The 14,218-nt window shown below is 29.0% G+C and carries 15 protein-coding genes; all 15 read left to right on the forward strand.

Translation table 11 applies throughout. From position 1 onward, the window contains the following. Positions 1-7: 7 nt before the first annotated feature. The 15 genes from IPM32_06975 to IPM32_07045 all read left to right on the forward strand — a co-directional run bounded on the left by IPM32_06975 (position 8) and on the right by IPM32_07045 (position 14,213). Complete coding sequence (locus IPM32_06975) at positions 8-763, forward strand: protein phosphatase CheZ (GenBank protein ID MBK8945003.1); 756 nt, start codon at positions 8-10, stop codon at positions 761-763. 17 nt (positions 764-780) lie between these two features. Further along, on the forward strand, positions 781-2,778 hold the full coding sequence (locus IPM32_06980; GenBank protein MBK8945004.1) for a chemotaxis protein CheA: 1,998 nt from the start codon (positions 781-783) through the stop codon (positions 2,776-2,778). A gap of 1 nt (position 2,779) precedes the next feature. Continuing rightward, entirely contained in the window at positions 2,780-3,850 is a 1,071-nt protein-coding gene (locus IPM32_06985) for a chemotaxis response regulator protein-glutamate methylesterase (GenBank protein ID MBK8945005.1), read from the forward strand. 2 nt (positions 3,851-3,852) lie between these two features. Further along, the gene (locus IPM32_06990; protein ID MBK8945006.1) at positions 3,853-4,098 is read left to right on the forward strand and encodes a hypothetical protein; all 246 of its coding nucleotides are present in this window, start codon (positions 3,853-3,855) and stop codon (positions 4,096-4,098) included. 116 nt (positions 4,099-4,214) lie between these two features. Continuing rightward, positions 4,215-4,571 (forward strand): flagellar basal body rod protein FlgB, encoded by a 357-nt coding sequence (gene flgB / locus IPM32_06995; protein ID MBK8945007.1) that lies wholly within the window; start codon positions 4,215-4,217, stop codon positions 4,569-4,571. Then, positions 4,571-5,068: a flagellar basal body rod protein FlgC gene (gene flgC / locus IPM32_07000; GenBank protein MBK8945008.1), complete on the forward strand. Its 498-nt coding sequence runs from the start codon at positions 4,571-4,573 to the stop codon at positions 5,066-5,068. The genes flgB and flgC overlap by 1 nt, the downstream gene beginning before the upstream one ends. Continuing rightward, entirely contained in the window at positions 5,069-5,311 is a 243-nt protein-coding gene (locus IPM32_07005) for a hypothetical protein (GenBank protein ID MBK8945009.1), read from the forward strand. Position 5,312: 1 nt separating this feature from the next. Next, entirely contained in the window at positions 5,313-5,603 is a 291-nt protein-coding gene (gene fliE, locus IPM32_07010) for a flagellar hook-basal body complex protein FliE (protein ID MBK8945010.1), read from the forward strand. Between the two features lie 2 nt (positions 5,604-5,605). Beyond that, a complete protein-coding gene (fliF, locus tag IPM32_07015; protein MBK8945011.1) occupies positions 5,606-7,225 on the forward strand; it encodes a flagellar M-ring protein FliF in 1,620 nt (539 codons plus the stop codon). Then, on the forward strand, positions 7,215-8,261 hold the full coding sequence (gene fliG / locus IPM32_07020; protein ID MBK8945012.1) for a flagellar motor switch protein FliG: 1,047 nt from the start codon (positions 7,215-7,217) through the stop codon (positions 8,259-8,261). The genes fliF and fliG overlap by 11 nt, the downstream gene beginning before the upstream one ends. Further along, the gene (locus IPM32_07025) at positions 8,254-8,910 is read left to right on the forward strand and encodes a hypothetical protein (protein MBK8945013.1); all 657 of its coding nucleotides are present in this window, start codon (positions 8,254-8,256) and stop codon (positions 8,908-8,910) included. Before fliG ends, IPM32_07025 begins: the two co-directional genes overlap by 8 nt. Then, positions 8,907-10,241: a flagellar protein export ATPase FliI gene (gene fliI, locus IPM32_07030; GenBank protein ID MBK8945014.1), complete on the forward strand. Its 1,335-nt coding sequence runs from the start codon at positions 8,907-8,909 to the stop codon at positions 10,239-10,241. Before IPM32_07025 ends, fliI begins: the two co-directional genes overlap by 4 nt. 3 nt (positions 10,242-10,244) lie before the next feature. Beyond that, entirely contained in the window at positions 10,245-10,676 is a 432-nt protein-coding gene (locus tag IPM32_07035) for a flagellar FliJ family protein (GenBank protein MBK8945015.1), read from the forward strand. 4 nt (positions 10,677-10,680) lie between these two features. After that, the gene (locus tag IPM32_07040) at positions 10,681-11,229 is read left to right on the forward strand and encodes a hypothetical protein (protein MBK8945016.1); all 549 of its coding nucleotides are present in this window, start codon (positions 10,681-10,683) and stop codon (positions 11,227-11,229) included. Continuing rightward, positions 11,229-14,213 carry a flagellar hook-length control protein FliK gene (locus IPM32_07045; GenBank protein ID MBK8945017.1) on the forward strand — a complete coding sequence of 995 codons (2,985 nt, stop codon included), beginning with the start codon at positions 11,229-11,231 and terminating at the stop codon, positions 14,211-14,213. Before IPM32_07040 ends, IPM32_07045 begins: the two co-directional genes overlap by 1 nt. Positions 14,214-14,218: the final 5 nt, after the last annotated feature.

Raw genomic sequence — 14,218 nt, forward strand, 5'->3', positions numbered from 1 at the left:
ATTAATAATGAGCAAATCGGTAAGAAACTTAAATGATATAATTGGCCGGCTTCACGAGGTAGATAACGTATTTAAATTCGGCGAAAAAATGATTCCGGTAATTGAAGGATTTGTTGCTTTTATTAGTGACTTTATACCTTTCATAGAACAAGTAAGCGGCTCAATTCAAGATTCTAGATCAAAAATACCAGAAGCGTCAAATCAATTAGATAAAGTTACAAATGCTACAGAATTAGCAATGACCGAAGTTTTAGATAAAATTGATGAAATTACACTTCAGTTAAATGACCTTACTGAATGTATTGATGAAATGGTTTTGCGCAGAACAAAAGTTGAAAATTATATAGCCGAACTTTGCGAAGAAATTAAAGGGAACGAAAAAGCTAAAGCGATTTTCAAAAAACTTATGGAAGCAATTGATGTTGGATTAACTTTAGAACTTATGAAAAATAAAGTAACAAATATAATGGCAAATACTGATCAGATAACTATGTCGCTTCAAGTTCAAGACATAACTGCTCAACAACTTGCAGCAGTAAATCATTTGATAATTTCTGTACAACAAAAATTAGGAAATCTGCTTTCAACTGTTGATTCTTCCGGAATTAGTGTAGAAGATAATTTGGAACACAAAAAATTACCAAATGTTCATTTTGATGCTAAGGCAACTTATAATCCTAATGAAAATCAACAAGACTTGGTTGATTCAATAATCAATAATGAAAAAGCGTCACAAGCAGAAATAGACAAATTATTTTCATAAAAAATAAAAGAAAAAAAATGGCTGATTATTCTTTGCTAATAGATCCGGATATGTCGGAAATATTTGAGAGTTTCATTGTTGAAACTAAAGAAACCCTTGAAAAATTAGATTTGGATTTGGTGAAATTAGAAAGTTCACCGGAAGATACAGATCTGCTAAATGAAATTTTTAGATCATTTCATACAGTAAAGGGAACTTCGGGATTTCTTGGACTTGTTAAAATGCAAGAATTAACACACAGACTTGAAGATATTCTCAACAAACTGAGAAAAGGTGAAGTAAAACTTAATTCAACAATTATGGATGGAATACTAAGCGGATATGATGCTTTAAGCGAACTTCTTGTTATAATTGAAGAAAATAAAAATGAAGATTTTGATACAGCGAAAGAAATCAAAAAACTTGAAAACATTATTGAAAAAATAAATAGTAAGAATTTTGATGAACAAATTGTTGCAAAAAATGTAGTTGAAAAAAAATCAAAAAAGAAAAATGATGCGAAAGTAACATCTGTAATAAATTTGGAAATGAATGACGAAGAAATTGAAAAAGCATTTTTAGAAAATGCAAAAAATATTAAAAGTAATAACAAGAATAAAAGTAAAATTAAGAGTAAGAAAAAAGTTATTGAACTAGTTACTAGTGATAACGTTGAAGATTTTGAAGTTAATAAAAATCATGAAGAAAATAATTTGGAAGAATTTGTTGAGCTGGATGTTGCTACTTCAAATGAAGAAATTCAAGAAATAAATAAAGAAAGTGAATCAATAGTTTCTTCAGATAATAGTAAAAAACAAAGTGAAGATAAAAAAACAACAAATAATGGCGTTGAGCAAACAATTAGAGTTGATGTTGAACGATTAGATGAACTTTTAAATTTAGTATCTGAATTAGTATTAGGAAGAAATAGACTTTCCCAATTAAATTCCGATGTTTCAATGAAATATGAAGGAACGGAAATTTCTCGCAATCTTGCTGATACAACTCGACAAATCGATTTGCTCACAACAGAACTTCAGCTTGCCGTAATGAAAACAAGAATGATTAAAATTGAAAAAGTTTTTAATCGTTTTCCAAGATTGGTTAGAGATTTAAGTAAAGAAACCGGGAAAGAAATTAATCTAATTATTAGTGGAGAGAAAACAGAATTAGATAAAACTCTTATTGAAGAAATTAATGATCCCTTGGTTCATATAATTCGTAATTCAATAGATCACGGAGTTGAAACTCCGGAAGTAAGAAAAAAAATTGGAAAACCAGAAAAAGGTACAATTACACTTTCTGCCGAGCATGAAGGAAATCACATAATTATTCTTATAGAAGATGATGGAAAAGGAATTGATCCAAAAGTAATTGTTGAGAAAGCTATTCAAAAAGGATTGATTACAAAAGAAAAAGCAAATGATATTTCAAAACAAGAAATTTATAATTTAATTTTTGCCCCGGGATTTTCAACTGCAGAAAAAGTAACGAATGTATCTGGAAGAGGTGTTGGAATGGATGTTGTAAAAACAAACGTTGCCCGCCTAAGAGGAATTATTGATATTGAATCTGAAGTTGGTAAAGGAACTAGAATATTAATTAAACTTCCGCTCACTCTCGCAATTATTCAAGGTTTACTGGTAAAAGTAATTGGAGAAACAATTGTACTTCCGTTAAACTCTGTTGTTGAAGTTGTAAAAGTAAATAAGAAAGAAATCTATAGCATAAATCATACTGAATGTATAAAACTACGCGAAAGAGTTTTACCACTTATCAATATTGATAAAATTCTTTATCACTCGGATACCTTGCAGCATGTTAGTGATTATCAATTTGTTGTTGTAATTGGTTTAGCAGAAAAAAGATACGGAATAAAAGTTGACAGTTTGATTGGTCAAAAGGAAATTGTTATAAAATCACTTGGAAAATATTTAGGTAATATTGAAGGAATTGCCGGTTCTACAATTATGGGGGATGGAAAAGTTGTAATGATTGCAGATATAGCCGAAATAATTAATAAGCTTAAAGACTAAAATGAAAAACAAAATTAGAATTCTTATTGTTGATGATTCAGCTTTTATGAGAAAATCACTTAGCTTATTATTAGAATCAGATCCATCAATAAGTGTTATCGATACTGCTACTGATGGTTTAGAAGGAATAGAGAAAATAAAAAGATTAAGACCCGATATTGTTACTTTAGATATCGAAATGCCAAGAATGGATGGATTGACTGCACTAAAAAGAATAATGAAAGAATGTCCAACCCCAGTTTTGATGGTAAGTTCATTAACTACAGAAGGCGCTGAAGAAACTTTAAAAGCACTTGAACTTGGCGCAGTTGATTTTATTCCCAAAGCAATGTCTTTTGTAAGTGTTGCAATTACCGGGATCAAAGAAGATTTAATTAGAAAAGTAAAAGCAATATACAGCAGTAAAAATGTTATAAATAGATTAAACAACATAAGTTCTTCTGTTATAACAAAAAATTTAGCTAATAAATCAAATGGTAATTTAACTACTTTACCTAAAATGAACTATAAAGCATTTGCAATCGGTATATCAACCGGCGGACCAATATCATTACAAAAAGTAATTCCTTACTTATCTGATAAAATAAAAATTCCAATATTTATTGTTCAGCATATGCCTCCAAAATTTACAGCATCATTAGCAGAAAGATTAAATGCATTAAGTCATTTGGAAGTAAAAGAAGCAGAAAATAATGAAGTTGTGAGAAATGGAGTTGTTTACATTGCTCCCGGAGGATTTCATTTAATGTTGGAAAAAGAATCACAAGGAACAATAAAAATTAAAACTTCTCAAATGCCTGATAATGTATTGCACAAACCTTCTGTAGATGTTATGCTTGAGTCAGTTCAAAAAATTTACGGTAAAAATATGCTTGGCGTAATAATGACCGGAATGGGAAAGGATGGATTGGAAGGAATTAAAAAATTAAAAAGCGCCGGTGGTTTTTGTGTCGCACAAAATGAACAGACTTGCGTTGTTTACGGAATGCCAAGAGCAATTGTTGATAACGGTTTAGCTGATGTTATTGCTCCGTTAGAAGAAATTCCTAAAATTTTAAATCAAGCGGTATAATTATGAATAATTTTAATGAATCTATTTTTAGAGAAATATCATATAGGAATGAAATTGTTTCCGGAAATTTAATTTCTGCAGAAGAAGTTGAAGTTATTGGAACAAGTAAAATATCTGTTGAAGAAGAAAGCCATGAAGGAATTAAAATTATCCTTAATAAAGATGAATTTGACAATATCAAAGAAATAAAATTTGTTTGTTCATGTGGAGAAACCAAATCTGTATTATTAGATTATAGTGAAGAATAATTCTCAACTGACTAATTTTAGCCAATCTTTTAAGTTCACCACAATAAATTTATTAAATAAACCAACTTTTTACTGGCATTAGTTTTGCGTTATCCACTTAAAAAAGGTGGATTAAAATGCCAATCCCAGAAAATAAAATATTAGAAAATCTACTTAATTATAGTGCTATCAAGCAGAAAGTAATTAGTCAAAATTTAGCTAATTCAGAAACTGTTGGCTACAAAAGAAGGGATGTAGCTTTTAAAGAAATGCTTCAACAAGGAATGAAAACACTTTCCAACGTGCATTTAAAAGATGAAGATTTTGAAATTACACTTGATGAAAATACAGAAAATCTTTCCGGAATTAACAATGTTGATGTTAATAAAGAAATGGCAGAATTAGCACAAAACTCAATAATGTTCAAATTTGGCTCTAAAAAGATTAATAGCTATTACCAAACTTTGCAAAAAGTTATTAGAGGAGGTAGTTAATGGAAATAAGACCAAACTTCTCATCGTTTAAAATTAGTTCCAAAGGAATGAGTATACAAAAACAAAGAATGGAATTAATAACAGAGAATATTGCAAATACAAGCACTACAAAAACTGAAAAAGGAACTCCATATCAGCGCAAATTTATTAGGGTTGAGCAAGATAAAGAAAACCTAACTCGTAAAAATTCTCTGCCATTAAAAAATTCCGGGTTTACACTTGAAAGTATGTACAAAAATAATTTGCAAGCAAAAGGAGTTGAAAGCTTTGAACCGGAATTAAATTTAAAAATTAATGTTGAAACAGATAATTCCGAAGGTGAATTAGTTTATATGCCAGATCATCCTGATGCAAATGAAGAAGGTTATGTAAATATGCCAAATGTTAGCGTTGTTACAGAAATGGTTGATATGATTTCTGCATCAAGAAGTTTTGAAGCAAATTTAACAGCTTTTAATTCGGCCAAACAAATTGCAAAAGATTCATTGGAGATATAGATGAATATTTCTACAAATTCAGTAGGTAACTACAAACCTATTAATAATATTTCAACAAAAAATCTTACAAATGCTCAAAACAAAAAAAATGAAATTACTAATGATATAACAAAAGAAGAAAAAAACTATTTCACGAAATTATATCCAAATGAAAAAAACACAATTAATGATTACCAGTTTTATAATAAAGACGGCGATAAGAAAACAGTATTAGTCGGTTCACTTTTTGATAAAAGAGGTTAATATGAAAACAATTGGGTTAGGAAATTTCATACCGAAATTTCCCCAACAAAATTCAACAAAAAATATAGATCCAAATTCAAAGTTCGATGGATTACTAAGCAATTTCATTAAGGGAGTAAATGTTGATCAACTTGACAGTAAGCAAATTACTACTGATTTTATTGAGGGAAAAGACGTTGAAATTCACGAAGTAATGATTGCTGGCGAAAAAGCGAAAACAAGTTTAGATCTATTAATGCAGATTAGAAATAAAACAGTTGATATGTATAAAGAATTAACAAGGATGCAATAAAAGTGGATAAAGCAAAAGACTCATTCTCGGCTTTAGTTAATATATTTAATAAGTTAACAATTCAACAGCGTTTAATGCTTGGCGGAATTGCAGTTGTTGCAATTGTTCTGCTAATTTTTATTCTCGTAGCTTTTAATGAACCAAGCTACACAACATTATATTCAAATCTTGCACCGGAAGAAGCATCCGAAGTTGTAAGCTATCTATCATCTCAAAAAATTCAGTACAAACTTGAAGATAATGGAAATACAATAAGTGTTTCAAAAACTGATATTTACGAAGTAAGATTGGCACTTGCTGGAAAAGGAATTCCTTCAACCGGGATGATTGGTTATGAAATCTTTGATAAGAATACAATTGGTATGTCAGAGTTTATGCAGAAGCTAAACTTTAAAAGAGCACTCGAAGGTGAAATTGCGCGCACCATTATTCAACAAGAAGGAATTGAAAATGCGCGTGTTCATATTGTAACACCGGAGAAAGCAGTTTTTAAGGATGAACAAAAGGAAGCAACTGCATCTGTTGTTTTAAAGTTAAGATCAAATTATTCATTACCAGAAAACAGCATTTTGGCTATAACAAATTTAGTTGCTTCAAGTGTTGAAGGATTAGATGCTGGAAACGTAACAATTATTGATGGCAAAGGAAGATTACTTTCTAAAAAACCGGAAGATAGCGAACTTGCAATAAACAGCGGTAAACAATATGAAATTAAAAGTAGTATTGAAAAATATCTTGCGAAAAAAGCTCAAACAATTTTAGATAAAATTTTAGGTTATGATAATTCTGATGTTAAGGTAAATGTTGAATTGGATTTTAATCAATTAGAAAAAACTTTAGAAACATACGATCCGGAATCTCAAGTTGCAATAAGTGAACAAACTTCAAGAAATACAAGCAGCGGAAAAAGTTTAAGTGATTCTAACGCAGTATTTACAGAAACATCAACAACAAATTACGAGTTAAGCAAAACAATTGAACATATGATTGCAGGAACTGGAAGCATTAAAAGAATAACTCTTGCGGCAGTTATAAACGGAGTGAAATCAGAAGTTCAAAATGGTGAGGAAACAACAATTGTTAATGAACCAAGATCAGAAGAGCAGTTACAGCAATTAGAATTATTGTTGAGACAAGCCGTGGGTATTGATCCGACTCGTAATGATGAGGTTTCGATTGTAAGTATTCCGTTTGAAACAAATAATTTAGAATCCGAAGATGGTTTTGGAGGATCGCCATTAGATAATGTTGGCGATTATATGAATTACTTAATTCTTTTAATCGGAATACTTGGGGCAATGTTCATTCTAAAAACACTGCTTACAAAACTAAAAGAAGAAAAAATTATGATTGGTACAGTTGGCGCAGGAGGTGGAAATTTTACCGAGCGTACATTTGAAACAGGTGCAATTGAACCACCGATGTGGGATCCTGGTTTATCATTAAAGAAAAATAAAAAAGCTAAAAAGCCGTTATTTGAAATGGGTGATATTGAAGATGAAATTACAGATGAAGCAGTTATGAAGAAAATGAAACAAGATAAAATAATTAATTACGTTAGTAAAAATCCGGCAGAAGCAGCAAAATTAATAAACTCATGGTTGAAAGAAGATGAATACTAGTGAACAAATAAAAACAACCGGAATTACAAAAAAAGATTTAAACGGAATTCAAAAATCAGCTTTGCTCCTAATTGCATTAAATGTTGAAACTGCCGCACAAGTTTTTAAGTATTTAGAGCCGACTGATGTTGAATCAATATCAGCAGAAATATCAAAAGTTAAAAATATTCCATCACATATTGTTGAGCAAGTAATTGATGATTATCATGATTTAGTAACCGCTCGCGAATATGTATTAGAAGGTGGAATTGATTATGCACAGCAAGTTTTGGAAAAATCTTTCGGGTTATCCAAAGCTATGGAAGTTATTGAAAAAGTAAAAAACCTAACAACTCTTCATGGATTTGATGTACTAAAAAAAGCTGATTCAACTCAGCTTGTTAATTTTTTAAATAAAGAACATCCGCAAACAATTGCATTAATTTTATCACATTTAAGTCCGGACCAAACTGCAGAAGCATTAATAGAATTGCCGGAAGATATTAGAACAGATGTAATTTATAGAATAGCAACTTTAGGAAAAATTTCTCCGCAAACTTTAACACAAATTGAAAAAGTTGTGGATGAACTTGCCGGATTTTCTATCAATCAAACTATGGGGCAATTGGGCGGAACCAAAAGTGTCGCAAATATTCTAAATAGAATAAACATCACAATGAATAAAGAAATTATTGCTGCTATTGAAAACAAGGATGAAGATGTTGCGTTCGAAATTAAAAGATTGATGTTCTTGTTTGATGATATAATTCATTTGCAAGATAGAGATATTCAAAGAATTCTTAAAGAAGTTGATAGAAAAGATCTGGCTTTAGCATTAAAGGTTGCCGATGAAAGAGTTCAAGAAAAAGTTTTTGGAAATATGTCTGAAAGAGCTGCTGATCTATTAAAAGAAGAATTGCAATTTATGGGACCAGTTAAACTTAAAGAAGTTGAAGCTGCACAAGGAAGAATTGTTGATCAAATTAAGAAATTAGAAGAACAAGAAGAGGTTACAATTAGTTTTAGAGGCGGCGGATCCGAAGAAGTATATGTCTGACAAAATTAGACTTAACATTAAATCAAGAAATCTTAAAGCAATTATTCAGAAGAAGGATGAAGAGAATAAAGCATTTTATGATTATGCTGAATTATTGGAAAAAGAGAAAGTTGAGAATGCGCATAAAATTGAACTAGAGAATGTTTATAAAAATGGTTTTGAAGTTGGGAAACAAAATGCTGAAGAAAAATTAAGTGAAAAACATAATCAAGAATTAATTGAGCAAGCAGAAGAATTTTATAAAATTATAAAAACATTTGAAGATACAATAAAGCAGTATGAAAATAATTTTCATAAAATAGTTATAAATGTTGCTCAAAAAATATCAGAAAGAATTATTAAAAGAGAGATTGAACAAAAAAATATAATAACAGAAATTCTTGAGCAAAATTTAAGCAAAGTATATGGTGCAAATGAAATTACAATAAAACTTAATCCGTCAGATTTTAAAATAGTTGAGAAAACCAATAGAGAAAAAATGAGCAGTTTTGGAATTTCAAAAATAAAATTTGAACCAAGCGAAAGTATTACAAAAGGTGGATGCCTAATTGAAACAGAAATTGGAAATTTAGATGCAAGAATTGAAAGTCAGATAAATGAAATTATTAAATCATTGGAAAATAAACTCACAAAAACTAATAGCGAATGAATGAACTGATTGAAGATATTGTTGAAACTTATAATCATTTAATTGAGGTTACTGATCCAATTAAAATTAATGGAAAAGTAACAGATGTAATTGGATTTATAATAGTTTCTGTTGGACCAAATGTTTCACTTGGTGAAATTTGTTCAGTAATTGATAGAACCGGTTATGAAATTTGTAAATCGGAAGTTGTTGGTTTTAAAGATGGTAAAGTTTTATCAATTGCTCTTGGTAATATTCAAAATATTGCACCATCTTGCCAAATTGTTTCTTCCGGAAAAAGTTTTTCAATTGGTGTTGGAGCGCAGTTATTAGGAAGAGTAATTGACGGTTTTGGAAATCCAATTGATGATAAAGGTGATATAAATTATACAATTATTAAAAATACTCACAGAGAACCGCCAAATCCTTTAACAAGAAAAAGAATTGATTCACCGCTTCAAACCGGTGTTAGAGCAATTGATGGATTATTAACTGTAGGGAAAGGACAAAGAGTTGGAATCTTTGCTGGTAGCGGTGTTGGCAAAAGTGTTTTGCTTGGAATGATTGCACGAAATACCACAGCGGATGTAAGCGTAATTGTGTTAGTTGGTGAAAGAGGAAGAGAAGTTCGAGAATTCATTGAAAAAGATTTAGGCGAAGAAGGATTAAAAAAATCAGTTATTGTTGTTGCTACAAGTGATAAACCATCGCTTGCGAGAATTAAAGCTGCATATATTGGAACTACAATTGCTGAATATTTTAGAGACCTTGGTAAAGATGTTGTTTTAATGATGGATTCCGTAACTCGTTTTGCACATGCTCAAAGAGAAGTTGGAATTACAATTGGTGAACCACCAACAACTAAAGGATATACACCTTCTGTATTTGCAGTTTTACCTAAATTACTTGAAAGAGCCGGAACATCTACAAAGGGAAGTATCACTGGATTTTATACTGTTCTTGTGGATGGCGATGATATGACAGATCCAATTGCAGATAGCGTTAGATCAATTCTGGATGGACATTTTGTTCTAACAAGGAAATTAGCAAATAAGGGACAGTTCCCGGCAATCGATCCACTGCAAAGTATAAGTAGAGTTATGCCAGATATTGTTCCGGAAGATCATAGAAAACGATCACAAGAATTTAATGAAATTCTCTCTGCATATAATGAAGCAGAAGATTTAATAAATATTGGAGCTTATGTTAAGGGAAGTAATCCGCAGATTGACCATGCACTTAACAAAATAAGCGGGTTAAGAAATTATCTTAAACAAGGTATAAATGAAGAAGCAATATATTCGGATTCAATAAATCGATTAAACAATTTAATTGAAAAACCTTTGGGATGATAATTGGCGAAATTCAAATATAAGTTTGATACAATAAAATCAATTAAAGAAAGATTTGAAAAAATAGTAATGAAGGAACTTTCTATTATCAATTTAGAAATAGAAAGAATAAAAAATGAAATAGAAAATTTAAAATTGGAATTGAAAGAGACACGAATTAAAAAACTTTCAAATCTAACAATCAGAATAAAAGATATTCAGTTTTATACAAAACACGAAAATTATTTAGATCGGCAGATAAATTTATTACGGAAAGAACTTACGAAGAAAAATATTGAGAAAGAAAAAAAGTTAAAAGAATTAATAAAAAAATCTAAAGAAACAAAAACTTTTGAATTGCTTGAAGAAAAACACAGAATAGAATTTTTTAAGGCTCAAGAAAAAATTGAGCAAATTGAATTAGACGAAATTGCAGTTAAGGAATTTAATAGGTAATAAAGTGAAAAATATAATTATTTACTCGGTCTTATTTATATCAGCATTTATTGGAACAACAATTGGAATTTATACTTTTAATAACAAATATGTTGATTTGTTCAAATTTGATTTTAGAGACAAAGCCGCTTTTGAAAAAGCACTTCAAGATAGTTTAGCAACTTTACATGCCGATAGTCTTGCGGTTAGTGATAGTGTGCATTTAAGTAATTCAGATTCACTAAAGCATTTGTCAAATAGTAATAACAATTCAGATTCTGAGATTGATTCAACAAAAATTTTATATGAACAAAAATTAGCAGAGAAAGATAAAGAAATAGAAAATTTGAAAAACAAAATGAATGAAAAAAGTGGCGGTAAATATCAAGACTGGTTGAAGAAGACAATAAAACTTTATGAAGCAATGGAAGCAAATAAAGCTGCGGAATATATTAAATCGATGCCTGAAGATGAAGCACGCGATATTATTTATTCCATGAAGCAAAAAAAAGCAGCAGAAATACTTTCTAATTTAGAAAATGAAACTGTACAAAGACTAACAAGGGCACAATAATGATATTTAATCCTTTATATTTCAGCGAAACCGGAAACAGCCAAATGCTGGTTGCTAAACCGGGAAAACTTTCCAACAATAAATATCTCTTTTCCGATATTGTGAAAGTTGTAATGAATTCTGATTTAGAACAAAAAAAATTGCTTGAAACAGATTTGGAAGGAATTGTAAAAAATCAATTACCAATTGTTGCCGGAATTGAAAACGCAAGCACTCAAATAAAGTTTACCGAATTGAGTGAAAATGACAGTGAGAAAGTAAAGCTTGATCTTGCTGATATTTTACCACCGGAAATTGCTGAACTTCTTGTAAGTGATCAGATTGTGTTAAATAAAGATCATATAATTTCTTATATAAGCAAAGAACCGCTTGAAGGAGATTTAGAGAAGTTTATAAACCAATTAGTTGGGGAAGAAACTCTAAATGAAAATTTAACAAAAGAAACCGGACTCTTTCTTCATCTTGAGGATTTAAAATCTGCAGTAAATATTGAATTGTTAAAAGAAACAGATACAAAACAATCTGCAGAAAAAGTAATTGTGCAAACTTTGGTTGTTCCGGAAAAATCCAAATTAATTTCACTTTTTAAAGCTTCGGAAAATTTAGAAAATGCAGATACGACAAATAAAAATTTATCTTCAATAAAAATTCCACTTGATTATAATTCAATCAACTTGAATGAAGAAGAACAATCTAATTTTAAACCTACGCTTTCCGTTTATACATTTAAGAATACTGAGCAAAATATTCAACCGCTAATTGGCAATCAAAAAGATAATATTAAACTTGAACTAATTAATACAAACTTGGTCGCTTCAAACAAAAATAATTTTTCTGTAAACGTACCTCTTGAAAAAATAAGTTTTATTCCAAGTGAAATTAAAACAAAAAATTTGGAATCTGAAAAATCAAATATTCTGAATGAAATTAAACCTAATTCAGAAATTATTAAAAATGCTGAATCATCGAAAAATATTAGTGATAAAGAATTTAGTGTTACGAAAATTACAATTGTTAAAAAACAAGACGGACTTTTTGAAGAACTAAATTTGAAAGAAAAAATAAAAGATAATAGGATTGATCCCGATTTAAGGAAAATAAATTTTAGTGAGATTTATAAATCAGAAAAATCTGAATTTAGATTGCTAAAAAATATTTTGAATAATTCCGAAGCAAATATTAAAGCAAATAATTCAAAAAATATTTTAATAAATCCAATTAATCAAAACGTTAGTGAGCAAATAAAAACTGATTTAAAAAATGGTAATAAGAATATTTCAGGCGATAAAATAATTACAACAGATAAACCAAATTCAATTTTGAAATTAGAAAAAGTTGCAAATGAAAATAATCTCCAGAAAGTAAGTTTCAAATCAGAAAACATAAATTCTGAATTAAAAACTTCAGAAAATAAATCAGAAATTTCTAAAAATGCTAATAAAATAAATTCGGAAACAAATTTAGTAAAGGAAGCAAAACCAGAAGTAAAATTAGATTTATCTCAAAAAGTGAAAGAAAATATATTTGTTAAAACCAATGAAAGAATTATTTCAAAAGAAAATATTAGCGATACAAATCAATTAAAAAACAATATTGATTCTGTTAAAATTGCTGAGAATCAAAGTAAAGACTTCACAGAAATTGATGTAAAAAAATCTAACATAAATGAAAATATTGAGTTTAGTAAAACATCAAAAATTGTAAATATTCTTAAAATTGAAACTGAGCAAAAATCTGAAATCCATAAAGCAGAGTTAAAGGAAATTAATCTAAATAGTAAATCATTACCGCAAGAAAATAAAAATCAAAATGCAGAAATCAAATTTTCTGAAACTCCCAAAAGTGATTTTACTAAACAAGAAAGTATTTTTAATAAGGAACTGAAAACATCGGATGAATCAATAAAATCAGATATAAAAGTAAATAATGAAAAAGAAATTAGTAATTCAAAAACCGATAAAAATTTTGAAGTAAATGAAAAAAATGTAAAAGTTGAGAATACACAAAAAGATATTACTGAAAAGAATATTAATAAAAATGTTCAAACATTTGAAAGTGAACGAAAAGAAAAACATGAAGAAGTTAAAATTGGGAATACTGAAAAAATAATTACAAATGAAGAAATAAAAAAAACTAAAATAGAAAAAAATGATTTCAATAAAGTCAATAATTCTGATATAAAAGAAAATTTAAAGACTTTAACAAAAAATGAAAATACGACTGACGAAAATTTGAAAGTAAATATTCAAAATAAAAATGTAGAAATTTTACAAAATGAAGAAAGCAGAAAATTATCTGTAAAAGTTAAAAGTAATGTTAAGGCTATTTCAAATAAGCTTGAAGATAACAATTTGCAGAAATCTGTTAAAGTTGAAAAAGAACAAACAGATTTAAACAAAGAAGATGCAAAACAAAATTTATTTGATAGCAACAAGCAAAATTCGTTGAGTGCCGAAAAGGTAACTGCAAAACTGCATCACGAAATTAATTTTGATTCATTAGTTAAAGATGAGTTGAAAAAAGATTTTGAAATAACAAATAAATCAAACATTGAAAACGAAATATCTAAAGCTCACAAGGTTGTTAAATCAACTGAAATAATAAAAGAACTCAGTAAATTTATTTCAACGCAAGAAAAGGGAAGTTTAACATTTGATATTAAACCGGAAAGCCTTGGTAAAATGAAAATAACTCTTTCTACTGTTGAAAATGTTTTGAAAGCATCAATTGAAGTTGATAACGAGCAAGCAAAACATTTAGTTGAAAGAAATGTTGAAAAATTGCAAGAAGAATTATCCAAAAACGGAATACAATTAAACTCATTAAATATTTCACTCGGTCAGCCGAAAAATCATAAAGGTGAAAAGCGATCGAATACGAAAAACAATTCTAACGAAAATCAGTTTGAAAATGAAATTGTTGATTTTAGTGAAGATAGAAAAACAAAAACTTTAGGCTACAATACTTATGAATATATAGCATAGGAGAA

This window comes from Ignavibacteriota bacterium (genome assembly GCA_016716225.1).
Taxonomy (GTDB): domain Bacteria; phylum Bacteroidota; class Ignavibacteria; order Ignavibacteriales; family Melioribacteraceae.

Bases quoted from the DNA above. Each gene is read 5' to 3' on its own strand.
- IPM32_06975 (MBK8945003.1), top strand. From the start codon at position 8: ATGAGCAAATCGGTAAGAAACTTAAATGATATAATTGGCCGGCTTCAC.
- IPM32_06980 (MBK8945004.1), top strand. From the start codon at position 781: ATGGCTGATTATTCTTTGCTAATAGATCCGGATATGTCGGAAATATTT.
- IPM32_06985 (MBK8945005.1), top strand. From the start codon at position 2,780: ATGAAAAACAAAATTAGAATTCTTATTGTTGATGATTCAGCTTTTATG.
- IPM32_06990 (MBK8945006.1), top strand. From the start codon at position 3,853: ATGAATAATTTTAATGAATCTATTTTTAGAGAAATATCATATAGGAAT.
- flgB (MBK8945007.1), top strand. From the start codon at position 4,215: ATGCCAATCCCAGAAAATAAAATATTAGAAAATCTACTTAATTATAGT.
- flgC (MBK8945008.1), top strand. From the start codon at position 4,571: ATGGAAATAAGACCAAACTTCTCATCGTTTAAAATTAGTTCCAAAGGA.
- IPM32_07005 (MBK8945009.1), top strand. From the start codon at position 5,069: ATGAATATTTCTACAAATTCAGTAGGTAACTACAAACCTATTAATAAT.
- fliE (MBK8945010.1), top strand. From the start codon at position 5,313: ATGAAAACAATTGGGTTAGGAAATTTCATACCGAAATTTCCCCAACAA.
- fliG (MBK8945012.1), top strand. From the start codon at position 7,215: ATGAATACTAGTGAACAAATAAAAACAACCGGAATTACAAAAAAAGAT.
- IPM32_07025 (MBK8945013.1), top strand. From the start codon at position 8,254: ATGTCTGACAAAATTAGACTTAACATTAAATCAAGAAATCTTAAAGCA.
- fliI (MBK8945014.1), top strand. From the start codon at position 8,907: ATGAATGAACTGATTGAAGATATTGTTGAAACTTATAATCATTTAATT.
- IPM32_07045 (MBK8945017.1), top strand. From the start codon at position 11,229: ATGATATTTAATCCTTTATATTTCAGCGAAACCGGAAACAGCCAAATG.